The sequence below is a fragment of the Hoylesella oralis ATCC 33269 genome, from assembly GCF_000185145.2.
GTDB lineage: Bacteria > Bacteroidota > Bacteroidia > Bacteroidales > Bacteroidaceae > Prevotella > Prevotella phocaeensis.
In genome coordinates, this window is sequence record NZ_GL833119.1 from 805,925 (window position 1) to 830,562 (window position 24,638).

The following is a 24,638-nucleotide window of genomic DNA, read 5'->3' on the forward strand; positions in this document are numbered from 1 at the left end:
ATGAAAACATTTATAGCATTTATCATTAAAGAATCGAGACATATCCTGCGCGACAGGCGCACGATGTTGATACTGTTCGGCATGCCTGTCGTGATGATGTTGCTCTTCGGTTTCGCTATCAGCACCGATGTAAGGAACGTAAGAACGGTGATTGTAACGGCTACGATGGACCACTTTACGCAACGTGTGGCGGATGAGCTGGGGGCAGCCGAATACTTCAACATCGTTGCAACGGCAGGCACGGCGGCACAGGCAGAGCAGATGATACGCAATCAGCATGCGGATATGGCGATTGTATTTAGAAACGGTTTCGCTGACAACCGCTTTCGTGGCGGTTCGGGCGTGCAGATAATCGTCGATGCTGCCGATCCTAACATGGCTCAACAGTATGCCAACTACGCACGGATGATTGTCATGCAGGCGATGGGAGGCGGTTCTGCGGCGGCTTCCGTTAGCACGAAAATGCTTTATAACCCGCAGATGAAGAGCGCATACAACTTTGTTCCCGGCATTATGGGCATGCTTTTGATGCTCATTTGTGCCATGATGACGTCGATAAGCATTGTGCGCGAAAAAGAAAGAGGCACAATGGAGGTGCTGCTGGTGAGCCCTGTAAGACCGTTCATGATTGTGGTTGCTAAGACCGTACCCTATCTGTTGCTGGCGATCGTGGTGCTCATATCGATACTGCTGCTGTCGTTTTTCGTTCTCGGCGTGCCGCTCGAAGGCAGTTTGTTCTACATATTTCTCGTCTCGTTCATTTATATTATGCTGGCTTTATCGTTGGGATTGCTCATCAGTTCCATTGCTTCTACGCAATTGGTTGCACTGCTCATGTCGGCTATGGGGTTGCTGTTGCCCATCGTTTTGTTATCAGGAATGCTCTTTCCCATAGAGAGTATGCCCGAAATATTGCAATACGTCTCGCTCATCATTCCCGCCCGATGGTATATTTCAGCCTTGCGAAAACTGATGATTATGGGAGTCGGCGTGAACGAATTGTGGAAAGAACTGTGCGTGTTGACGGGTATGGCGGTGATACTTCTTACCGTTTCGGTTGTTAAATTCAAAAAACGTTTGGAATAGATGATACTGAAATATCTCATACAGAAAGAGTTTATACAGTTCAGGCGCAATGCCTTTCTGCCGAAACTCGTACTCATATATCCGATAGTAATCATGTGTGTGATGCCTTGGGTGATGAATATGGAGGTGAAGAATATCCGCGTAACGGTGGTAGACAATGATCATTCCACCTTTTCGAGGCGCCTTTTGCACGATATAGAATACAGCAATTACTTCCTTTTCAACGGGCAGAAAGGGACGTACGACGAAGGTTTGGAAGACATAGAAAGCGGCGATGCCGACATCGTTACCGTGATACCGAAAGATTATGAGCGCAATATTGTTGCCAAGCGTAGTGCACCTGTGCTCATTGCAGCTAACGCCGTGAACGGAACCAAGGGCGCCATAGGTGCTTCGTACATGACGAGTATCGTAAGTACAACGCAAAATACGAACATCGGAGCGTTGGAAAAGAAGATTTCGACACTAAATCTATATAATAAGAAATTAGACTATAAAGTGTTTATGATACCTGCCTTGATGGGTATTGTACTGATGTTAATGTGCGGATTTCTGCCGGCTTTGAATATTGTAGGCGAGAAAGAAGCGGGCACTATCGAGCAGATAAACGTGACGCCCGTGAGCAAATGGACGTTTATACTGTCGAAACTCATACCTTATTGGATCATCGGAGTGTTTGTAATGACGGCATGTATCGTGCTTTCATGGGCTGTTTACGGCATTACATGCGAGGGGCATCTGTTCTGGATATACCTCCTGTCGATCTTATTTGCACTTATATTCAGTGCAATCGGGCTCGTTATCTCTAATTACAGTAACAACATGCAACAGGCAATGTTCGTTATGTGGTTCATAGTTGTCTGCCTTATGCTGCTTAGCGGGCTGTATACACCTGTAAGGAGCATGCCCGACTGGGCTCAGACCATCACGATTGTGAACCCGATGCATTATTTTATCGACGGCATGCGTACTGTCTTCGTGCGCGGAGGCGGCTTTTCGAGCATTGTATATCAGCTGTCCGTGCTGTTTGTTTTCGCATTGGCGACGGGTGGTTGGGCAGTGTGGAGTTATCGCAAGAACAGTTGATCAGAGGCGGCCGCGCTCTCTGTAAGAATAAAAACTGCCATCTGTGATGATCAGATGGTCGAGAAAGTAGATACGCATGATGTCGCAAGCCTTTTTGACACGCTGTGTCAGCCGGTCGTCTTCGGCACTCGAAAGGGCATTGTTGCTCGGATGATTGTGGCAAAGTGCAAGAACCGTAGCATTTGCAAGGACGGCTTCGCGAATGATGACACGCACATCGACGACCGTTTCGCTGATGCCTCCGTGCGACAGTTTCATACTTTTGATGAGTTTGAAGTTCTGGTTCATGAGCAAAATCCATGATTCTTCCACATCAAGGTCTTGCATGAACGGGTGCATATAATCGTAGATGGCCTTGGCAGAGCCAAGGTCTTGTCGCTCTTCAGCTTTCTCGCGTGCCCGTCGCTTGCCCAGTTCGCAGGCGGCAAGTACAGTAATTGCCTTGGCCGGTCCCATACCCTTGTAGCGTTGCAGTTCGGCAACGGTCATCTTACCCAGCGTGTTCAGGTTGTTTTTACAATCATTCAGAATACGCTTCATCAGGTCTACGGCACTCTCGTTCGTAGAACCAGAGCCTATCAGTATGGCAAGGAGTTCGGCGTTTGTGAGGTTGGCAGCACCGATATGTTCGAGCTTTTCGCGCGGTCTATCCTCTTCCGCCCACTGATTGATAGATAGTTTCATGGTTTTGTTTCGTATTTGTGTCGGTTCGAAATGTTCGATATGCAACTACTTATAGAATGTTTTATCGAACGCATGAAACTCGTCTTGCTTTCTCACGCAGCGTTTCCACCATGCATAGAGGAAGCCGCAACCGTATCCAGTCAGTTGGATGAAGGCCGATACGGTGCTGAGCAGGCCCACCTTGATACTTTTGTTTTGCCACGTAGAATCTATACATATCACCAGCATATAAAGAAGTATCGGCAGAAGAGCCAGCAAAGAAAGGGTGAAGTTTCCGCAAAGAATGCCGATGGGAATGCCCCACAGGAACAGCAGACCGAGCACCGTAACGCCCAAAGTGAATGCCATAGGCAGCAAATGAACGAGTTTTAAACTTTCCGGATACTTCTTGTAAAGGTTGATGCGGGCTATTCCGCTGTTGTAAACCTGCCGCCAGAATTTATGAAAATCGGTACGACGTTTGTGCCAAACCCATGCTTTAGGGAACAAACGGCATGCACATTGTGCTTTGAAAATGCGAATGGAGAAGTCTATGTCTTCGCCGAAGCGCATCTTGGAGAACCCTCCGAGGCGCATATACACATCGCGCCGGATGCCCATATTGAACGAACGCGGATAGAATTTGTCGAGTTTTTTCTTGCCGCCCCGTATGCCTCCTGTGGTAAAAAATGATGTCATGGAGTAGGAGATGGCCTTTTGAGTATCGGTAAACGAGGCATGTGCACGGTCTGGACCGCCGAATGCGTCTGCCGGTTGCCGTGTCAGTTCGTCGTCTATCGCCTGCATGTAACCCTCGGGCAGCACTACATCGCTGTCTAAAACTATCAAGTATTCGCCTTGGGCATGCTCTGCACCGTAATTACGGCTCTGTCCGGGGCCGCTATTGGGCTTGGAGAAATACTTCAGATTGAGCTTGTCGGCGTATTTATTGCATACTTCGAGGCTGGTAACCGATGAACCATCTTCAACGATAATGACTTCGAAATTACGATAAGTTTGCACGGTGAGGCTCTCGAGCAGTTCGTCTACTTCGTTCGGACGGTTGAATACGGGAATGATGAGGCTGTACTTCATGATGACAGGTTGTGTATATGGTATAAATAGGTTGCGCGTCTATATCGGACAGGCGGTGCATCTGTCGGGCGCAGACCAATGGTTCGATTGCGATAGACAGTACATGTAATGTCGGCAGGGGTAAAATATAAGGATGAAAAGTCGGCGTGTTGCCGTCTTTCCATCCTGTGTTTGGCAGGGTTATTACTCCTTGACGCGCTGCAAATACGAGCCGTCGCGCGTGTCTACCTGTATGAGGTCGCCCTCGTTGATGAACAACGGAACGCGTACTTCTACGCCTGTTTCGAGCGTAGCAGGCTTGGTTGTGTTGGTTGCAGTGTCGCCCTTAATGCCCGGTTCGCTATGTGTAACGCGCAAAACCGTCTTTACCGGCATCTCTGCAGATAGTATCGTGCCGTCGCTGGTATCGGTAACAACCTCGACAACATCGCCTTCTTTCATGAAATCAACGCCCTCTATGCCCTCTTTGGCGATAGGTATTTGCTCGAAAGTTTCCTGATTCATGAAGATATAACCCGTAGGATCTTGATACAAATACTGGTATGGACGACGCTCAACACGTACATCTTCCAATTTGAAACCTATCTGAAAGGTACGCTCCAATACGCGTCCGTCGGCAACGTTTTTCAATTTAGTGCGCATAACGGTATTACCTTTGCCCGGTTTAACGTGCTGAAAGTCGATACAAGTCCAAATCTTACCGTCCAAACGGATACAAGTTCCGATTTTAATTTCTTGTGAATTAATCATTTTGTTTGCTTATCTTGAGTTATTATAATCATCTGATGCAACAGGTAATTTGCGGGTGCAAAGTTACGCTTTTTATAGAAAAAAACCTAAATAATAGGGCTAAAAGTGGCTTAATTCTTTGTTATTTCGAAAAATATAAGTACTTTTGCAACCCAAAAGTGCGAATAATAACAATAAAAAAGATAGAAAACGATGAAAAGAACATTTCAGCCTCACAACAGAAGAAGAGTGAACAAGCACGGCTTCCGCGAGAGAATGGCAACGAAGAATGGTCGACGCGTGTTGGCTTCCCGCCGTGCCCGTGGCCGTAAGAAATTAACTGTTTCCGACGAAAACCACGGAAAATAATTTCATAGAGGTTCGTTGTCAACCGGTTTGGCAACGGAAAAGCAGCAAAGAAATCGAGGTTTCTTTGCTGCTTTTTGTATGGTAAGGTTGAGATGGCCCGTACAATCGTTTATGCAGATACGATGGAAGAGGAATATTTTTGATAGTATGTACCGTTGTTGGGCCGGTAAAAATAAATGCGATTTTTTTTGCCTTGTCTGTGAATTGCACTATCTTTGCAGAAGATAGGCTGCACCTCGGCAAATTGAAGCGGGCTTCTTTGTACTCGGTCGGCACTATCTTTATGTCAAATATAAACAGAAATGAAGTCTTCGGAGTTTGTGGGTAAATTCAAGAGTAAGTACCTTTGGGGCAATCTTGCAGCCATGGCTTTGGTTGTAATATTGTTGTGCATGGGGTTGAAATATGGCTTGAAACTGTACACGCATCACGGAGAATCCATCGCAATACCTGATATCAGGAATAAGCAATTGAGCGATGCGGAACGAATACTCGATAATCTCGGACTTCAAGTTGTAGTAACAGATACGGGGTATGTGAAAACGTTACCGCCGAAAACCGTACTTGCACAGACGCCCGGAGCAGGCGAACACGTGAAGTCGGGACACATTGTTTATCTGACGATCAACGCCTCTCATTCGCCTACCATTGCACTCCCTGACGTGATAGACAACAGCTCGTTGCGCGAAGCCATGGCAAAACTTACGGCTATGGGGTTTAAATTGGGAGAACCGAAATATATTCCGGGCGAAAGAGATTGGGTATATGGAATTCTTGTTCATGGTAAGAATGTGGCTACGGGCGATAGAATATCGATTGAAGATTTGTTGGTTATTCTTGCCGGCAATGGCGAACGAGATTCGTCTGAGGATGTGGATTATGTGGGACCTGCATACTCTAATTTCGAAGAAGATAATGGCGATGTAGATGAGTTCCAAGAAATAACGGGAACGGAAGAGCAACCTACAACGGTTCCATCGGAGAGTAAGAAAGGGGAAAAGGAGCAGGAACAGAAAACAGATAAGAAATCGAACCAGAAATAAAACGACAGATGGTGATCGATGGCTGAGTATATAGACGATATAGAAGAGTTAGAAGACGACGAGGAGCAACAGCTCTACGAGCACTTCCGGTTGGTGGTAGATAAGGGACAGGAGCCCTTGCGCATCGATAAATATATGTCGGAGAAACTTCAGCATTCGAGTAGAAACCGTATTCAAAGGGCGGCTGATGCCGGTTTTGTGCACGTGAATGACCGACCGGTGAAGAGTAATTACAAAGTACGCCCGCTGGATGTGATCACGCTAATGCTCGATCGTCCGCGACACGACAGTACGATAGAAGCGGAAGATATTCCTTTAGACATCGTATTCGAGGACTCTGAGCTGATGGTTATCAATAAACCGGCGGGATTGGTGGTACACCCGGGAGTGGGAAACTTTCATGGTACGCTCGTAAATGCTATAGCGTGGCACTTGAAGGACTTGAAATCGTTTGATCCGAACGATCCGGAAGTGGGGCTCGTGCACCGCATCGATAAGGACACGAGCGGGCTGTTGGTTATTGCGAAGACACCGATGGCCAAGACCAAATTAGGCTTGCAGTTCTTCAACAAAACCACCCATCGCAGTTACAATGCCTTGGTGTGGGGTAACTTTACGGAAGACGAGGGGCGTATCGAGGGAAACATTGCCCGTGATCCGAAAGACCGTCTGCGCATGACAGTATTTGCACCCGACTCGGAGATCGGAAAATCGGCCGTTACCCATTATCGGGTGATCGAACGCTTCGGGTATGTAACCCTTGTGGAGTGTATTCTTGAGACAGGTCGAACACATCAGATACGTGCTCACATGAAGCATATAGGGCATCCGCTTTTCGGTGACGAGCGCTACGGAGGTACGGAGATATTGCGCGGGCAGCGCAGTTCAACCTACAGAGCTTTCATACAGAATTGCTTTAAGCTGTGCAGTCGGCAGGCGCTTCATGCCCGGACACTGGGCTTTGCACATCCGGTTACGGGTAAGCAGATGGATTTCACGTCGGAACTTCCGGCAGACATGTCGATGCTGGTTGATAAGTGGCGCGGTTATATAAGCGGAACTACCAAAGATACATTTGAGGAATAAATAAATATAACGGTAAGTATGGAAAAATTAAAGAGAAACATAGCGATTGTTTGCGGCGGTGATTCGTCTGAACACGACGTGTCGTTGCGTTCGGCACAGGGACTTTATTCCTTCTTCGACAAGGAACGCTACAATGTGTATATCGTAGACGTGAAAGGAGTAGACTGGCACGTGAACTTCGAGAACGGTGAGGTGGCGTCGATAGACAGGAATGATTTTTCGTTTGTAAAAGACGGGAAAGCCGTTATCTTCGATTATGCTTATATCACCATACATGGCACTCCGGGCGAGAATGGTATTATGCAGGGTTACTTTGAACTCATACATTTGCCATACTCAACGAGCGGCGTGTTGGTGGAAGCCATGACTTTCGACAAATACGTGCTCAATAACTATCTGCGCAGTTTCGGCATCAATGTGGCGCCGAGTCTGCTGCTTCGCCGTGGCGAAGAGGACAAATATTCGGAAGAGTATATAGAAAAGACGATCGGCATGCCATGCTTTGTAAAGCCTGCAGCCGACGGATCGAGCTTCGGGGTATCGAAGGTAAAGAACGCAGATCAGCTTGCTCCTGCGCTCAGAGTGGCATTCATGGAGAGTGACGATGTGATGATAGAAGCATTTATGGAGGGAACAGAGATTTCCGTAGGCTGCTATAAGACCAAGAAAAAGTCGGTTGTATTCCCTGCCACCGAAGTGGTTACGACCAACGAATTTTTTGATTACGATGCCAAGTATAACGGACAAGTACAAGAGATTACGCCTGCACGCATCTCGACCGAAACGGCTAAGAAAGTTGCAGAGGAAACAAGCAAGATATACGACATACTCCATTGCAACGGAATTATCCGGATTGATTATATTATTACGAAAGACGATGCCGGCAACGACAAGATAAATATGCTTGAAATCAATACCACTCCGGGCATGACACACACCAGTTTCATTCCGCAACAGGTGCATGCAGCCGGTTTGGATATTAAAGATGTGCTGACCGATATTGTAGAAAATCAGTTTTAGAGTATTGATATCCGATGATATTTATTTGCTTCTTGCATGTGTATATAAATAATAATGAGGCTTTGTTTTCTCGGAACTGTTAGAAAATATATGAAGTCGTGCTATCAAAATAGCACGACTTCATTTTAGTTTAATGGTTAGTTATTGTTAGAAGATATACTGGATACGTGCCTGAATTACATTCACATTTTTTGCCTCTAAAGCATTGTTGCGGACGTGGATGTAGTGATAATTCACACGGAAAGTAACGTATTTGTTCCAAAAGAGTGAGAGACCTGCAGTGAAGTCTGACATTCTACCTGCATTCTGCATGCCGGCAATATAGGAATTTGTAATGGCTTTTGCATCATGTAGGTCGAGATAACCGTAACCGAGTGCAAGTTCTAAGTTCTTATTGTAAGGATTGTCGACACCCGATCCGCCGAAATTATAGGAGTAATCGGCAGGATTAATGATGATACCACGTGCCGAAACATAGAATCCGTCTATGTTGTACGTGTTACCGGCATCACGCGCGATATGTGACCAGTAGTATTGACTGCTTAGTTGGAAATTGTGGTAAATTCCTTGGAACTCGGCCGTGAACTTATTTTCCCAACGTGCATCTGTAATATCAATAGCTGTCGCTGTAGTTTTATCGACGGCAGTGAGGTAGCGTTTCGTATAGGCAATGTGCGAATGTGCACCGCTGTTCGACTCTGCTTTTACATGCATACCGCTGAAGCCTACATGGAAACCGTATCCATCTTTCATGATAGGGCGCCAAACAAAACGTCCGGCTAAAGAATATCCTTGCGGACCACTTTTGTTTGTACTTTTGGTAAGAGCCGAGTTATCGGCAAATAGCCCATACTGGAACCATAACGGATTATTGTATATTGTATGCATCAAACCGATACGACGCCCGGGCTGGAAAATATTTGCTTCCGGTTCGTCCATATATTCTTTCTTCGCTGAACTGTAAGATGAAGATAATCCGAATGGTACAGTATAATGGCCTGCACGCAAGAAATTATTTTTTTGGAAATTGTATTGAAGATACGTGTCTTTAAGGGAAACTTCGTTGTTTGTGTAGCTTACGTCTCCTCGGAAAGACCATTTGCCGTAAGTGCCTTTTACACCTATGCGAATATCGCGTACGGAAATGCCTTCGTTCATTTCTCCGTCTTGTGTCTTGGCGGCATCATTTTGTGTATAAGTGGCAGCATCGAATAATGCTCTGCCGGTAACATTGACTTTTAGCTGTTCTTGGGCCCATGTACCCATTGAGATAAGGGTAGTAAAGGCTGTCATTAGAATGTAACGTTTCATAATTACTTTATTTTTATTTTTTATTCATCTTTGATGTTGTCGTAAGCACGGATAGCTTTCATAAAGCAGGTGTTTACATCTTCGAGAGTGTATAGCCCATCGGCATTTTTTGTATAACCTTTCAGAGTAATCGGGAATATTTGGGGCGGGTTGCTAAGATCAAGCATACGGATACCCCGTAATTGATCGGTAGACTGATAAACGAGATTGACGTCACAGTAGACTTTACCATCTTTTCCAACGAATTTTTCGATAACGACTTTGCTACCAATAGGTGTCTTCTTTTCTATTGAGTTGGGTAGCTCGTATGTCTCAACTCCCAAGGCGGCTAATACTGATGCGATGTTAGAGTCGTGTCCGCAAAGGAATGTGAATTTACGATTTTCTGAATTTAGCTCATCATACATATAAGTAAGTAATGGATGTGCTACATTTACGGCTACAATAGGTGCACTGAACAACACATCACCATAAACATCTTTGATCTTTGCAATCTGTATCCAATCGTCTGAAGTGATGTTGTGTCCGAAAGCTGCTTTCATTGCATCTGGTTCTTCATAATACTGGAGTATCAGAGCATCGGAACATGTATTCGCATCTTTCAATGATCCCTTCATTCGAGGCTCATCACCTCTTTTGAGAATAATTTCTGTATTATAGTTGTCGAATGCACATATCTTTCCGCTTTTGCAGGCTGGAGATATTTTTAAATCAAGAACATTTGCTGTTATGGTATAGGCTTTCTTTAATCCTTCATTGATACCTATGATACCTTTCTTACCTCCCATAGCTGCAATTTGCTTCATGGCTTCGGCTTTGAATGATTCACTTACTTTTGTAAGCCTCGGAAAGAACACTGGATCCATCTTGCTGGGCAAATAACGGTGGTTTATTGTAACGTTGGCAACAGGAAAGAAGGCGGTAGTGAAATAGTGGGCGGTAGCTATGCAACGCTGCATACTGTTGGCATAAATATTTACTTCATCACTGTTGGGTACATAGTTTTCTGGGAAAAGTCCTGCGTCTACTGCCCACTTCCGAAAATAGATACCATTTATTGTTTCAAGTACACCTCCGCGTGATGTGAGCTGGCTTGCACCTGCCGACCAGTGATTCCACTCATGAGATGTTATAGTTTCAAGTAGACTACCTTTGGTTGATAATGGGGCACGAATGTTATGGCGGCTAAGGATAACTACTCCTTTTAGTGTGTAATTATCTTTAAACTGTTGTGAACGTTGCTTTTGTGCAAATAATGTAAGCGGAAATAATATTATCGCTAACAAAATGTAAGAAAAGAAATTCTTTTTCATTGTAATGAGAATTTAAAAAGTAAGAATTGGGTGATAATTAAATTAGCGTCATGTTACGAAAGACAGACATGACGCTATATCGATTAATAAACTACTACAGCTGCATCTGTAATATCGGTGGCAGCATTAGTCTTTACGCCATCTTCATCACAAACATACTTATGATTTCCTTCGGGAACATCGCGTACGTATTCGATGATACAATTAGGATCTGCTTCCCAATAAGCTTTTGCAGTTTTTCCTCCCATAACTTTTTCAGCTTTCTTGTTATCTGGATTGAGCATTAGTTTCAATCCGACAGATGTATTCATCATTTCCATATCACCTCGACTATTGCCTGCTGCAAAAAGTGGACGAGCTTTGATAAATGTATTGATAACCTCGGCCTTACCTTCATCCTGAGGAACTGGGAATACCATTTTATCGGTGGTTACACCATCAACTGTAACCAATGAACGTACACCGAGAATACGATCCGGCATAAAACCTAATTGCTGTTCACAGAATCGTTGGTAAAGTAGTTCGGGGGATGCAGATACAATCCAGAGCTCAAAATCATAATTTTTCAGATTTGCAAGTAGTGCTTTCATCTGCGGATAGAATTTATTTTGGTATTTCTGATGGAACATATCATCGCCGAGACGTTGAATTTCTTCTGTTGTCATACCACTTAGGAATTTGATGCGATTTTGTACGTATTCTACCCCTACATTATCTCCATGAAGAAGTTGGTCTACAATTTTCATCTTTTCTTTAGATTTTTTGTCGTTCTTTCCGGCATACATACGTTTCGCATAATCATAAAGTGCTTCGTCTGCCAAATAATGAGGACATTGTCCGAATAACGTTCCGTCACAGTCAAATACCGCAACTTTACGTGTATTCATAGGAACGGTAGACTCCAAGAATGCTTTTAATTTAGCGTTAGTAGCATCACTCCATCCTGCAATTTTTTGATATTGAAAAGTTTGTGCAGATACTTGCATCAAACTTGCAAGTAGGAATACAAATGTCAAAGACATCCATTTTTTTAATGTTAAGTTACTCATAACAGATTTTTTAAGTTAAACATTAGTTGAATATTATTTTCGTTTAAAAAACGATTGAACTTATAAAAAAGAGCAAAGATTGAAAATGAATCCGATAAATGCAGCCAATGAAGCACCCGCAATAGGTCCTACTATAGGCACCCAACTGTAGTTCCAGCCACTGCTACCTTTTTCTTTAATGGGCAAAAAAGCATGTGCAATGCGCGGTCCTAAGTCGCGTGCCGGATTTATAGCATATCCTGTTGTTCCCCCAAGACTCATGCCAATTGCGATGATAACGTAAGATACGGGAAAAGCACCGATACCACCAAGGTTCATAGGAGCATTACCTGCTGAGACGGGATAATTATTTTGAGCTATAGCAATAATGAGTAACAGAAGAACAAAAGTTCCCATAATCTCGCAAAAGAGATTTCTTTTCTGATGACCTGTGATTGCAGGCATGGTACAAAAGATAGTTAGTTTTGTCATCTTATCTTCCGTTATATCAAAGTGATCTTTATAGAATAGGTAGACCGTGATCGCAGCTAAAAAGGCTCCAAACAGTTGTGCGATTATATATGGGATGACATATCCCCATTTAAACATGCCTGCAAGAGCCAATCCTATAGAGACTGCAGGGTTAAGATGAGCACCTGAATCATGTGCAATAAATACTCCGCACATAACAGCAAGGCCCCAAGCTATGGTAATAGTTATCCATCCAGCTCCTTGTCCTTTAGATTTATTTAAAGATACACAAGCCACTACTCCATCGCCAATCAGGATCATTATAAACGTACCGAGGAGTTCCAAAGCACAGTTGTGAAAAAGAATCGTATCCATAATATTATTATTAATGTTGATTGTTCTCAGTTAATGTTCTCCGCACAGCATCTGCCCAATTTATTTTTGCTTTCATAATAGCTTCTGTATTATTTGTGCTCGATGAGAATTTCCGTTCCACTTTCCATTGCCGGTGAATCTCATCAATATCTTTCCAGTAGTTTACTGAGAGCCCTGCCAAGTATGCAGCACCGAGTGCGGTCGTCTCTGTAATCTTCGGACGGATAACTTCTGTGTTTAGTAAGTCTGCTTGGAATTGCATCATTAGATTGTTACGCGACGCACCGCCATCTACCTTCAGTTCTTTGATTGCTGTACCTGTGTCCCGCATCATAGCTTCTACGATGTCGTATGTTTGGAAAGCAATTCCGTCCAAAGCAGCCCTTGCTATATGTGCAGCAGTAGTTCCACGGCTAATTCCACAAATAAGTCCTCTTGCGTATTGATCCCAATAAGGTGCAGCCAAACCAGTTAATGCAGGTACAAAGTAGACTCCGTTAGAATCTGTAACAGTAGACGCAAGGGCCTCTATTTCATCAGACGATTTGATAATGCCTAATCCGTCTCGTAACCATTGTACAACAGAACCACCGACAAAAATAGAACCTTCAAGAGCATATGTAACTTTATCTCCAATCTTCCATGCTATAGTGGTAAGAAGATTATTCTTCGATTCTACGGGTTCTTCTCCTGTATTCATAACCAAGAAACAGCCAGTTCCGTAAGTATTCTTTACGCTCCCGGGCTCTACACACATCTGACCGAATAAGGCAGCCTGCTGGTCGCCTGCAATCCCTGAAATAGGAACTTTATGAGCAAATAGCGTTGTTTTTGTATGTCCATAAACTTCACTGCAAGATCTTACTTCAGGCATCATCGAGCGAGGTATGTTGAATAATTGCAACAACTCGTCGTCCCAGTCCAAAGTATGTATATTGAAGAGCATCGTACGACTCGCATTCGTTACATCGGTTACATGTATTTCACCACGAGTAAGCCGCCAAATTAACCAGCTATCTACAGTGCCGAACATTAATTTTCCCTGTTCAGCACGGGTACGTGCTCCGGGAACATTGTCCAGTATCCATTTAATTTTTGTTGCACTGAAATATGCATCGACGATCAATCCGGTTTTTTTGCGGATAAAATCGATCTTCCCCTCGGCTTTCAATTGATCACAATATTCAGATGTACGGCGATCTTGCCAAACAATAGCATTGTAAACAGGCTCTTCTGTCTCGGAATCCCAGACAATAGTTGTTTCTCGTTGATTGGTAATACCTATGCCGGCAATGTTCAAACCGTTGATGTCGATTTTGGAAATAGCCTCAGCTATAACAGATGCTTGGGATGCCCAAATCTCGTGAGGGTTATGTTCTACCCAACCGGAATGAGGGAAATATTGTGTAAATTCTCTTTGTGCAGATGAGCAGATTTCGCCTTCATGATTAAAAACAATAGCTCTTGAGCTGCTTGTTCCTTGATCTAATGATAGAATGTATTGTTCCATATCGTTTTTAGTTAATAGAGTGCCGTATATGTTGGTTTGGTAGATCGTGCCTAACACGCATACTGCACAAATTCGTAAGGTATATTTATTTTCGTTTTATCGATAATAAGTTTGGTTAGTGTTAAGATTTTTCCGTTTTTAATCTGCATCATATTTGATTAAGACAAATATAAACATTAGGTCAATGTCTTCAAAATATTTTTATTTAATTTTTCCTCCTTTCTGCGAATTTATTTCTTTTGTTTTTTCTACATCTATGGCTTGTGCCAAGAGTGAAATCGGGTTTTCTACTTTTACTCCTGCAGACATTTCTATTTGCCATTTACACGTTTCGCAATCGGTTGAAACAACATCTACATTTTCTTCTTTTATTTGTTTGAAGAGAGAAGAGCCAATCTCTTGCGAACGTTGATAATTTTCTTTCTTGAATCCGTAGGTTCCGGCAATACCGCAGCATTGAGAATCCAACATAAGAAAGTCAATTCCCGGAATCATTCTTAACAGCTGTGTGCTATACGGTATCCATCCTAACTTTTCCATGTGGCAGGCTGAGTGATATGCTACACGTTTCTTAAAATCCGATCTGAAGGCAAGTTTTACTTCTCCGCTTGCTATAAGTTTATAAATGAAACGGGTAGCAAGCGTGATACCATTACGCACATCAGTGGTTTCGAGACCGAGAACGTGCTCATATTCATCGCGCATGGTGAAAGTACAGGTAGAACTTGTCGTAAGTACGATACGACCTTGATCTTTGATAGATTTGCGTATCGATGCAATATTTATTTTGCTTTGTCGCCTTGCCTGTTTAGATAAACCATTCGCAATAAGAGCAACACCACAGCATTTCTCTTTCTCTAAAAGGTGTACTCCGTAGCCAATAGCATTCATGATCTTAACAAAATCTTTCCCCAATTGCGGGTAATTATAGTTTACATAGCAGCCGTGAAAATAACTTACATGCTTTGTAAACTTATTTTGCTGCGGGGCTGCTTCCTTTTTAAACCACGTTTCGAACTTTTGAGAGGCATACGCAGGAAATGTCCTGTGTTTGTCTACGGCGATTGTCGAGTCCATAATAATCTTGACGGGCGACAGTCTTAACGTCGTATTTACAATAGGTGCAAAGACTGTGGCCATACTACCGACAAAATCTGTATTAGCCAATACTCTGTCGCGCAAACTTGGTATGTGTGTACTGTATTTGCCTCGTGCAGATTGAATGATATCCGCAATTCTCACATCCGATGGGCATGCTACTTCACATCTTTTACAATTGAGACACAATTTCAGAGCCTCATCAAAGAATTTAGGGTTCTTTAGTCGGTAACGTTCCTGATCCGGACCGGAATGCTTCGGGCCCGGATATTCCGGCGTAATGGCCGATACGGGACAGTAGGCCGTACAGATAGAACACTTGAGGCATTGCTCAAGGTTGTTCTCACTGATATTTTTCAATTGTATTCCATTTCCCATATCTGCTATTTTAATATATTTTCAGCGACTTTCAGTGCCGTTAGAAGCGATACACCCGTACCGTCGGCCAATTTTAGATTATTGTGCCCGCTCAATACGGAACCGGTTGCATATAGGTTATCTATTGTTTTCCCTCCTTTCATTGCGTGGAATTGTGCGTCTGTCTTCACTCCGAATTCCATGTAAGGTTGTGAGTCGAAGATGTATTCTTTCGACCAGTCGGCTCTATAAAGGGTTGCATCAACATCAAGATCGAATACAGGTTCGTATATTCTGCGGTAATTGCTCGATAGACCATGACTAAGGAAAGAGCCTGAGCTCAATATGAAATATTCTGCTTCAAGGTCTTCATCTTGCATTTTTTCGGTCTGTATGCTGACAATTTTATTATTCTTTATACTTCCGCTTACTACGGTATTGCCAAGGAGATAGGTTCCTCCGTATCGGTTAAACAGTTTCTTCAGTAAGATTGTGGCTCGCACCCCTGAAACCGAGGGGGGCAATGTTGCAACCATTTTGAATGGTTTCTTTGCCAATAAATGCAGTTTCTCAATGGCTTCTCTGTTATTGAATCCCAATACTGCGGGCAGAATAAACAGTTCGGAGTCGGTTTCGATAAGGTTTAATTGTTGGGCGATTGTCTCGATATCTTCATCATTGGAGACGAGTTTTGCAATATTCGTTGCACGCATCTCTGTAGGACTTCGGCGTGCATTATCGGTAACCTTAGTGGAGATAGTCTTGATTTCACACTCCGTTGCATATTTGTTCAGGCTGGCTGCCAAGAATACCGTGGGGAAATCCAAGAACCCCTTAATATTGACAATGTCTACCTTTTTCCACGGTAGTCGGTTATAAGTCTCCGATACTACTAACTCTTCTGCTGTGAGCCATGTGGGCTTCATCACTCCTACTGGTGTCAGCCGGTAATGATTTTGTTCTGTGTTTCCTATAACTTTAACGCCTGCTTCCGTCAACAATTCTTGTGCCTTATCTGCCAATAGAGGAATGTTGTCTATTCCAATCTTGACATACGGGTGATTTACACCCAATGTCTGCATCCCGTCTAATGGCTTATCAACGATTTCACCATTCGGTGTATAGCCCAATAAATCGAAAGAACCCGAGTGAAAATGCAGGCTGTTCTGCCCCGCAGAAATAATAACGACCTTCTTGCCGGCTTTAGATAAAGCAATTCCGGCAGTCAGACCGCTCAGTCCTCCTCCTATGATGATTACGTCAAATCTCATTTTGATATCTCTTTTCTATTTGCAAAAGCATCAATTCCGCATAATCCCTCGTATATCGTTGCCATAAGTTGGGCCTCGTCTAATGACCTTCCCCATGCAACAGGTCGCATGCCTTTCCATCTTTCGTTGACAAAGCTGCCCAAGTCTGCCAACGTTTCATCCGGATTGTTACTTACGGAGCACATTACTCCGGCGGCTCTACATGCGCATAATTCGCTTTGGCATGTTCCCATACCTGTTCGGGTTCTACGGCGTAAATTTATAAGGTTGTGTACATGAAGTTTATCCATTGCATACTTTACTTCTCCCACGCTCACCTCTTCGCATTCGCATACAAGAGCTTTGTCTTCATCACTCGAGGCGCTTATCTCTTGAGCAAGATGCCCTTGGCGACCGCTTGCAGCGTTATGAGCCGTGGTGTATTTTTTGCTACTTTCGCGTGAAGACAATCCTTGCGAACCGGGTAACGGCGTGGTAGCAGTTTCACATATTTTCGTTACACCCAATTTTTTGCAGGCAAGGTCGGTAGCTTTTTCTGCCATCAGCCGGTAAGTCATCATCTTACCGCCGGTAATTGTAATGAGACCGGCAAGGCCGTCTCGTATTTCATGATCCAAACATACGATACCCCGACTGATACTTCTTCCCGACGGATCGTTATCTGCTGCTACCAATGGTCTTACCCCTGCATAGGCTCTGAGTATTCGAGTTGTGGCGAGACTTGGAGCAAGTTTTTCGCCTTCTTTTATCAGTGTGTCTACTTCTTCTGGCGTTACTTGCAGATTATCAATGGTTTCTATGGGTACCCGATCGCTTGTCGTGCCTATTACGCATACGGTGTCGTCGGGTACCAATATATCTGCATTAGCAGGTTTGCGGCATCGATTAATAACCATGTTGTTAACTCTATGGCCGAATATCAGCAATGTACCTTTAGCAGGAAACATATTTACCTGTATCCCTGCCATGTTGGTAATAAGATTTCCCCAGATACCGGCAGCGTTGATGATTACTTCCGCATGTTTTTCAGATACTTCTCCCGTTCTGTTGTTACGGAGTTTTACACCAACGGCTCTGCCGTTTTCGATGATTAAAGCCGTAACCTCGTGATACGTCAGGGCTTCTGCACCGTGCTGACGTGCATCAAGAATGTTGGCTGTTGTAAGAAAAAAAGGATCTACAGAGGCATCGGGAACCCTTACTGCGCCAATTAAATCGGGATTTACAGCGGGCTCTATTCTTCTTGCTTCCTCGGGAGAAATAGGGATGGCTTTGATGCCGGCTTCGGTACATGCTTTGACAAAAGTTGCTTGGTAGCTGATGTCGTCTTCCGGTAAGGTTATGAAAAGACCGTCCGTTTCTTCTATGCAATGCCGCGCGATCTTGCGTAATATCATGTTTTCCCGAATACATTCCGTTGCCGATTCTTTGTCTGTTACGGCATATCGTGCACCGCTGTGCAACAAACCATGGTTGCGTCCTGTGGCTCCATTGGTGAAGTCGAGCTTTTCTACCAATAGAACACGTAAGCCCCTTAGGGCACAATCACGTGCTGTACCGGCACCTGTAATGCCACCACCTATAATGATAACGTCATAATGTTTATTAATATCCTTGTTCATTTGATCTTGTCGATAGTTGTATAAGGTTAGAAGCAAATTCTCTATTATGGAATGAAAGATATTTATATTATTTTACTTTATTTTCGAAACATATTTTGTTTTGATTGCAACAAAGATAAGTATTAATTCGAAAATACAGTTCTGTTATTAATATAGTTTAACTATATTTCTTCAATCTTGTTACTTTTCTCTTTCGTTTGTAGACCACTGTTCTTTTTATACCATTTGCTAAGAAGATTTGAATGGTGAATGTTGTAGCCTGTTTTCCATAGGTTATGAGAGAAAGAGGAGCTTCCTCGCAACGTAAATGTAGTGGGCTTACACTCTTGTGGTTTCTGTATTTTACGTTGATTTGCTATTCAAAAACAGAGAAAATTAAAAGGATGTATATATTCTGTCATTTGTCTGTGTTTTTAAAATTTATTGATGATCATTGAGATATGGTTGCTTTTAGTATGATGATATGATAGTAATATAGTGGAAAATGTGTGGCGGATATCCCGAAAAGGATATTTATTTTTCGTATCGTATTGAGATATGCCTCGTGCAAATATATTGTATGGCCGGTGTAAAATAGGCGAAGTCTGTCAACTTATTACAATGCCTATCGATATAGATAGGGTGTTTAGTGGAGGCGTATATACTGTCTGTTGCCGATATGTCTATCGATTGATTAGTATATAGGATACGTGTAGATTTGCTTTTTCCATTTTCTGTTTACGATAGTGTTAATATACTGTTAAATAGTTTTGTTTTGTAATTTCTCGTTTGTAAAACTCTTATCTTTGCATAAAATAGGTGGTGCCTCTGCAATTTCAGGTATGCTTGATTGCAATTGGTTTGCACTATCTTTGCAAAAGAATAAGACCGGCCATTTTATGCGAGAGATATTTCCGATAAGTTCGGTCTGTTTTTAGTCGACAATGATTTGTGAATTTTAATGTTCGTATTCCGCATGACGAAAGAAGATAGACAGTCGTTAATTCTCGAACAGCTCTTGAAGCAGGGCTCGGTTTTGGTTTCCGATTTAGCGGAAATTCTTGATGTTTCATCTGTTACTATTAGAAAAGACCTTACGGAGTTAGAGAAAGGAGGTAAACTTTACCGCAGTCATGGTAAAGCTATCGTTATCAATCCCTTTGCAAGCAACCGGTCTGTGAACGAAAAAGAAAAGCTATTCCCCGAAGAGAAGCAGGGAATAGGCAGAGAGGCAGCTAAACTTATCACACGTGACGATTCTATTATCATCGGTTCGGGTACCACTATGCATGCCTTAGCCGGACAAATACGGCCTATTCATAGGCTTACGGTGGTGGCTGCATCTCTACAAGTATCGGAGATATTGGCCCAGAACGATAGCATTGATATAATACAACTCGGGGGGATGGTGCGCCATAGTAGTCTGTCGGTAGTAGGACAGTATTGCGATGCCATATTGCAGGATTGCTCGTTTACGAAACTTTTTCTGGGTGTAGACGGTATAGACTTCGATTTCGGTTTTACTACTACCGACATTCGTGAGGCCGAATTGAACCGAAAGATGATGCATGTAGCGCAGAAAACGATTATTCTTGCCGATTCGAGTAAGTTCGGAAGACGGGGGTTTGCCAAGATCGGAAATGTAGAAGATATCGACGTTATTATCACCGATACCAAGATACCTTCTTCCATAGTCAGAGAGATAGAAGAACTTGGTATCGAACTTATCGTTGCCGAAGCGAAATTATTATAAAAGAATTACAATTTTTCGCATATTACATAAGCAAGGTTAAATAAAGACTAAGAAAGCGTTCTTTTTAACCGAAATGCTTGCGGATGTAAATGTTTTTAGCTAATTTTGTCCTTAAATATAATGTGTTAATATCCTTTAATGACTAAAACGGTAATATGTGCTTCTGTACATGTTTCAGATACTGAAACCTGACAGGCGGGGTGTGGATGCCCGATATGAAAAACAAAGGGCCGAACGGTATGTTAAAAATGTTCTTCCCGTTTCTTAAAGGCAGGCGCACACTATTTTACAACTATGATTGCATTATCGGGTTATAATAGGTTTTCTGTGTCATTCGACCGATGATTGTCTGTTATACTCTCAATAAAATAATGAGTCGAACATTGGCTTAAAATACTTTATTATATGAATATCCCTTCAGAATTTGATGAAATTCGCCCGTATGAACCGGAAGAATTACCAGCGGTGTACGAACGCTTGTTAAGCAATCCCCAGTTCAAGATGGTTATAACATATATCATGCCCGAAGTTCCTTTTGAAGCTATTGCGGCAAAGATGCGTTCGTGTAAGACCAATCTCGAATTCCAAAAGGCTTTTTGTTACCCATTCCTTGAGAACTTGTTGGCAAAGGCAAGCAGAGGCTGCGATATGGATACTTCTGCAGTAGACAATACTTCAAGATATACTTTTATCAGTAATCATCGGGATATTGTTCTCGATTCGGCTTTGCTGGCCAAGCTGCTGATCGATGCCGGTTTTACCACTACATGCGAGATTGCAATAGGAGATAACTTGCTTTTTATTCCGTGGGTGAGCGATTTGGTACGTATCAACAAGTCTTTTAAGGTAGAGCGAGGCCTGCTGACAAGTGAGAAACTCAGGTCGAGTAAGCGCCTTGCAGACTACATGCACTTTGCTATTACGGAGAAAAAGGAGAATTTGTGGATTGCCCAGCGCGAAGGGCGATGCAAAGATTCTAATGACCGTACACAAGATGCCATATTGAAAATGATGGTATTGGGTGGCAATGGAAATGTAATAGAAAGATTGAAAGAACTTCATCTTGTGCCGTTGTCTATTTCCTATGAGTTCGATCCATGTGATTTCCTGAAAGCACGTGAGGCTCAATGTAAGCGTGATATGCCGGATTGGAAGAAAGGACCGGAGGATGATTTGGAAAGCATGAAGGTTGGCATATTAGGCTATAAAGGGCAGATACACTATCATTGTGCACCATGTATCGATGATTTTATCGGGCGTTTGGAGCCTACACAACCGAAAGCGGATATCTTCAGAACAGTGGCAGAATATATTGATCATGCCATACATAAGAATTATCGTTTGTATCCTTGTAACTATATTGCACTCGATATGTTACACGGAACAGCGGAATATACGTCCCATTATACTGCCGAAGACAAGACTTCCTTTGAACAATATCTTGCCGGACAACTTGCTAAGATTGATATTCCGAACCGTGACGAGGCTTACTTGAAACAGTATATGTTGACAATGTATGCTAATCCTGCCATCAATTATTTGGCTGCACAATGAGGATCGGAACGCTGTTAACCGTAATACTGTTGTTTATCTCATGCCATTCCGAGCATTATAAGACAGGAGATGGAAAGTATTCTTATTTGCGTTCCGATTTCGTAGAAGCCCACACTTCTACTGTCGGAGTTTTCGATTATGTGGTTACAGACGATGGTGATACGCTTTCGATGCAACCGTATATGAAGGTTTCATGGGCACAAACGCCCGATTCTCTCTATCGTTGTTTGCTATATTACAATCATGTAAATGGGTATGCAGAGCCGGTGTCGGCACGGAGCGTACCTGTAGTTGCATGTAAAAAAGCGGCGGATATCGATACCGTTTTTATGGATAAGCTCACGTTCGAGAGTGCATGGATCAGCCGAAACCGTAAATATTTGAACGTCGGTTTTTCGGTAAAAACCGGAAAAGATGGTACAACAGATCGCACGCAGCGCATCGGACTGGTCTGCGATTCTATTGTCAATCGTACCAATGGCCGTAAAGATATGTATCTTCGTATATTCCATGAGCAGAATGGAGTACCCGAATATTACAGCAGCAAGGGGTATATGAGTCTTCCGCTACAGGGGACTTCTGAAGGTACAACGATCCACTTGTCCGCTAATACCTATAATGGAAAAGTGGAAAAAACTGTAAGTTATTAGCTTTTTGTTACGTTATTGCGTGACTTTTTGTATTTGTTCTCTGATCTCGTCCATCAGTCTGTAGGTGTTTTTCAAACTGTCGAAATTGGAAATGTGCATGTCCTTTATCTTGTGTTCCACGGTGTTGGCAAAGGTTTCTATCTCGGAATAGAAACCTTGCGAGTAGATTTGGTTGTTCTCCGTGGTAGGAATGAAACCGTTTCTTCCGTAAAGGTTGATAGTCGGAATATTGTTTTTGAAGACTTTTTCCAAAGGAATACCTGCAACGGACGATTGCTTCGGAGTAAAATTTACAGTCTCCATTCGGTTCAATGAATATACTCCTTTCGATGTGTTGATATCCAATAATTCCTGTGCTGTCTGCCAAGAATAATCGGTAGAGAGCTCTAACGTTCCTAATAGGTGTCGGTGTTGTAAGATAAGGAATAAGGTTATTCCGCCTTTAAGAGAACTCTTTACAGTTTCTATAGATTTTATCTGCGCTGCTCCAAAAAGGAATGTAACATAATCGAGCGGATGTATGAACAGGTCGAGTAAGGCATCTCTTTCGGGATAGAGCCCTGTCAGATAGCGGTAATGATAACTGTGTACGGTATCTTTTCGTAGTCGGTTCTGCAAAATATAGGTACATGGAGAGAAGCGTCTTTGCAAACCTACGACGATATGTTCCGCGCCATAGAGCTTTATCTTGTCTGTCAATGCATTTAATTGGTATAAACTTTCGCATGGAGGTTTCTCTATAAACAGCGATTTACCACTCTTGAGTACTTCGCTTGCGATACTGAAATGTGCACGGGGAGCAGCAGATACGAACACTCCCTTGATGTTCTCGTCGGCCAATATCTCACTTAAAGAGTTCGTTCCTTTTATGCCTCTGTATTTTCTTTGTATCGTTTTCGCCTTTTCTGCAGATGTGCAACAGATATATTTTAGTGGAAGTTGAAGATGCTGGATGATGGGAAGCAGGTTGTTGAGACTATGTTTTCCGATGCCTACGAGTGCATATTGTTGTTCGTAGATATTCTCTAAAAACCTTTTGCTATACATTTGTTTGTATCTATTGATGATAGTTTGTATTGCGCTCATTATTACTTGTTTTATGTTTGATGTTTTTGATATGCTGTCTATAGGTTATATTTCTTTCTTCTGTCCATTGATATTTGCCGTAGAAGATTTCGATTATTCGCTTGGGTAAGAGCCGTTCCAAGTTTCGAAGAAGAATAATATCGTATTTGCGATGATAGTTTATCCAACAGTTGTTGCATTCTTTCGAGTGCCGGCATTGGGTATTACGACTGGTTTTAGAATTGAAAATCTCGTCTAAACTGCTTGTGTGTATGTTCCCCAATGTTATATCCAAGTTTTGGCATAAGGGCACGTCGCCGTTCGAATGTATGACCAGTTCACTGAATATACTGTGGCATCTCAGCCGCAGTCTTTTATTTCTCCATTCGTCGTACAGTGCTACGAAATCGTAGTTTTCTTCTGTCCGATGGATAGACATCGGTATTTTGTTGAGCCAATTCCTGTTGTTTGTATCAAGTAGACCGGTAGTTGTGTCGAAAAACGACATCGTGTTGTAAATACCGATCCTTACATCTATGCCGTATTTCTCGGCAATACAGATAACGTGTTCCATATCTTTAAACGTATTCCAAGGCGAAAGACAGAACATAAGCGATATGGATACAAGACTTTTACATTGCTCTACAACTTCACACACGTTGTCATATCCATCAGTACCTCTCATATACAAATAGGTAGCCCTATCTCCATCGAGCGACACATACAAATGTTTAGGTCGATGATTTTTTACTGCTTTGATCACTTTTCGTGGGGCAAGACAGTTCGACAATAATGTGTAATTGGGATGATGTGTATCGAACCATGCTAATATCTCGTCTGCTTCGGGATGAAGAATGAACTCTCCGCCTTCTAATCCCACTATTGTGTGTCGGGTTACACATTTGCTGTTCATAATTCGTTTGATATCGTTCAAGCTCAAGTGTTCTACTGGTTTCTTCCAAATGGAACAGTGCTTGCAACGCGATTGGCAGCGAGTAGTAGAATATATCATTAAAGATGTAAGTTTTTTGTGCCTCTTTCGTAGTATGTTGTTTACAAAGTTAAATCCATTATGGATATAATCATAAAGGGTATACATTATTT

The 24,638-nt window shown here is 42.7% G+C and carries 22 protein-coding genes; 9 read left to right on the forward strand and 13 right to left on the reverse strand.

Annotation, left to right across the window (positions count from 1 at the left end; genetic code table 11):
* Entirely contained in the window at positions 1 to 1,086 is a 1,086-nt protein-coding gene (locus HMPREF0663_RS05945) for an ABC transporter permease (RefSeq protein ID WP_004369400.1), read from the forward strand.
* Positions 1,087 to 2,172 (forward strand): ABC transporter permease, encoded by a 1,086-nt coding sequence (locus tag HMPREF0663_RS05950; RefSeq protein WP_004369401.1) that lies wholly within the window; start codon positions 1,087 to 1,089, stop codon positions 2,170 to 2,172. It begins immediately after the preceding gene.
* On the opposite strand, the gene radC is transcribed toward HMPREF0663_RS05950, so the two are convergent.
* The 3 genes from radC to efp all read right to left on the reverse strand — a co-directional run bounded on the left by radC (position 2,173) and on the right by efp (position 4,680).
* The gene (gene radC, locus HMPREF0663_RS05955) at positions 2,173 to 2,856 is read right to left on the reverse strand and encodes a RadC family protein (protein WP_187115897.1); all 684 of its coding nucleotides are present in this window, start codon (positions 2,854 to 2,856) and stop codon (positions 2,173 to 2,175) included.
* 45 nt (positions 2,857 to 2,901) lie between these two features.
* The gene (locus tag HMPREF0663_RS05960; protein WP_004369403.1) at positions 2,902 to 3,930 is read right to left on the reverse strand and encodes a glycosyltransferase; all 1,029 of its coding nucleotides are present in this window, start codon (positions 3,928 to 3,930) and stop codon (positions 2,902 to 2,904) included.
* A gap of 183 nt (positions 3,931 to 4,113) precedes the next feature.
* On the reverse strand, positions 4,114 to 4,680 hold the full coding sequence (gene efp / locus HMPREF0663_RS05965; RefSeq protein ID WP_004369405.1) for an elongation factor P: 567 nt from the start codon (positions 4,678 to 4,680) through the stop codon (positions 4,114 to 4,116).
* Positions 4,681 to 4,872: 192 nt separating this feature from the next.
* Between efp and rpmH the strand changes: the two genes are divergently transcribed.
* From rpmH to HMPREF0663_RS05990, 4 genes are all read left to right on the forward strand, one after another.
* Positions 4,873 to 5,028, forward strand: coding sequence for a 50S ribosomal protein L34 (gene rpmH, locus HMPREF0663_RS11705; protein ID WP_016665496.1), 156 nt, complete (start codon positions 4,873 to 4,875; stop codon positions 5,026 to 5,028).
* A gap of 302 nt (positions 5,029 to 5,330) precedes the next feature.
* The gene (locus tag HMPREF0663_RS05980; protein ID WP_004369407.1) at positions 5,331 to 6,071 is read left to right on the forward strand and encodes a PASTA domain-containing protein; all 741 of its coding nucleotides are present in this window, start codon (positions 5,331 to 5,333) and stop codon (positions 6,069 to 6,071) included.
* 18 nt (positions 6,072 to 6,089) lie between these two features.
* Positions 6,090 to 7,157: an RluA family pseudouridine synthase gene (locus HMPREF0663_RS05985; RefSeq protein WP_004369408.1), complete on the forward strand. Its 1,068-nt coding sequence runs from the start codon at positions 6,090 to 6,092 to the stop codon at positions 7,155 to 7,157.
* An 18-nt stretch (positions 7,158 to 7,175) separates the two neighbouring features.
* Positions 7,176 to 8,177, forward strand: coding sequence for a D-alanine--D-alanine ligase (locus tag HMPREF0663_RS05990; RefSeq protein WP_004369409.1), 1,002 nt, complete (start codon positions 7,176 to 7,178; stop codon positions 8,175 to 8,177).
* A 147-nt stretch (positions 8,178 to 8,324) separates the two neighbouring features.
* Here HMPREF0663_RS05990 and HMPREF0663_RS05995 read toward each other — a convergent pair whose 3' ends face one another.
* The 8 genes from HMPREF0663_RS05995 to glpA form a co-directional block, all read right to left on the reverse strand.
* Entirely contained in the window at positions 8,325 to 9,488 is a 1,164-nt protein-coding gene (locus tag HMPREF0663_RS05995; RefSeq protein ID WP_004369410.1) for a porin, read from the reverse strand.
* Between the two features lie 20 nt (positions 9,489 to 9,508).
* Positions 9,509 to 10,801: a histidine-type phosphatase gene (locus HMPREF0663_RS06000; RefSeq protein WP_004369411.1), complete on the reverse strand. Its 1,293-nt coding sequence runs from the start codon at positions 10,799 to 10,801 to the stop codon at positions 9,509 to 9,511.
* Positions 10,802 to 10,884: 83 nt separating this feature from the next.
* Entirely contained in the window at positions 10,885 to 11,850 is a 966-nt protein-coding gene (locus HMPREF0663_RS06005; protein ID WP_004369412.1) for an HAD family hydrolase, read from the reverse strand.
* 60 nt (positions 11,851 to 11,910) lie between these two features.
* Positions 11,911 to 12,675, reverse strand: a complete 765-nt coding sequence (locus HMPREF0663_RS06010; RefSeq protein ID WP_004369413.1) for an MIP/aquaporin family protein — start codon at positions 12,673 to 12,675, stop codon at positions 11,911 to 11,913.
* A gap of 10 nt (positions 12,676 to 12,685) precedes the next feature.
* On the reverse strand, positions 12,686 to 14,185 hold the full coding sequence (gene glpK / locus HMPREF0663_RS06015; RefSeq protein ID WP_016665500.1) for a glycerol kinase GlpK: 1,500 nt from the start codon (positions 14,183 to 14,185) through the stop codon (positions 12,686 to 12,688).
* 201 nt (positions 14,186 to 14,386) lie between these two features.
* Positions 14,387 to 15,661, reverse strand: coding sequence for an anaerobic glycerol-3-phosphate dehydrogenase subunit GlpC (gene glpC / locus HMPREF0663_RS06020; RefSeq protein WP_004369415.1), 1,275 nt, complete (start codon positions 15,659 to 15,661; stop codon positions 14,387 to 14,389).
* Positions 15,662 to 15,666: 5 nt separating this feature from the next.
* Positions 15,667 to 16,911 carry a glycerol-3-phosphate dehydrogenase subunit GlpB gene (glpB, locus tag HMPREF0663_RS06025; protein ID WP_004369416.1) on the reverse strand — a complete coding sequence of 415 codons (1,245 nt, stop codon included), beginning with the start codon at positions 16,909 to 16,911 and terminating at the stop codon, positions 15,667 to 15,669.
* Positions 16,908 to 18,533: an anaerobic glycerol-3-phosphate dehydrogenase subunit A gene (gene glpA / locus HMPREF0663_RS06030; RefSeq protein ID WP_004369417.1), complete on the reverse strand. Its 1,626-nt coding sequence runs from the start codon at positions 18,531 to 18,533 to the stop codon at positions 16,908 to 16,910. Before glpA ends, glpB begins: the two co-directional genes overlap by 4 nt.
* A gap of 955 nt (positions 18,534 to 19,488) precedes the next feature.
* On the opposite strand from glpA, the gene HMPREF0663_RS06035 reads away from it, so the two are divergent.
* The 3 genes from HMPREF0663_RS06035 to HMPREF0663_RS06045 all read left to right on the forward strand — a co-directional run bounded on the left by HMPREF0663_RS06035 (position 19,489) and on the right by HMPREF0663_RS06045 (position 22,469).
* On the forward strand, positions 19,489 to 20,265 hold the full coding sequence (locus HMPREF0663_RS06035) for a DeoR/GlpR family DNA-binding transcription regulator (RefSeq protein ID WP_016665504.1): 777 nt from the start codon (positions 19,489 to 19,491) through the stop codon (positions 20,263 to 20,265).
* Positions 20,266 to 20,670: 405 nt separating this feature from the next.
* Positions 20,671 to 21,819 (forward strand): 1-acyl-sn-glycerol-3-phosphate acyltransferase, encoded by a 1,149-nt coding sequence (locus HMPREF0663_RS06040; protein WP_004369420.1) that lies wholly within the window; start codon positions 20,671 to 20,673, stop codon positions 21,817 to 21,819.
* The gene (locus HMPREF0663_RS06045) at positions 21,816 to 22,469 is read left to right on the forward strand and encodes a NigD1/NigD2 family lipoprotein (RefSeq protein ID WP_004369421.1); all 654 of its coding nucleotides are present in this window, start codon (positions 21,816 to 21,818) and stop codon (positions 22,467 to 22,469) included. Before HMPREF0663_RS06040 ends, HMPREF0663_RS06045 begins: the two co-directional genes overlap by 4 nt.
* Before the next feature lie 12 nt (positions 22,470 to 22,481).
* Here HMPREF0663_RS06045 and HMPREF0663_RS06050 read toward each other — a convergent pair whose 3' ends face one another.
* Both HMPREF0663_RS06050 and HMPREF0663_RS06055 read right to left on the reverse strand, forming a co-directional pair.
* Complete coding sequence (locus HMPREF0663_RS06050; protein ID WP_004369422.1) at positions 22,482 to 23,555, reverse strand: Gfo/Idh/MocA family protein; 1,074 nt, start codon at positions 23,553 to 23,555, stop codon at positions 22,482 to 22,484.
* Positions 23,527 to 24,633 carry a radical SAM/SPASM domain-containing protein gene (locus tag HMPREF0663_RS06055; protein WP_040560273.1) on the reverse strand — a complete coding sequence of 369 codons (1,107 nt, stop codon included), beginning with the start codon at positions 24,631 to 24,633 and terminating at the stop codon, positions 23,527 to 23,529. Before HMPREF0663_RS06055 ends, HMPREF0663_RS06050 begins: the two co-directional genes overlap by 29 nt.
* Between the last annotated feature and the right edge of the window lie 5 nt (positions 24,634 to 24,638).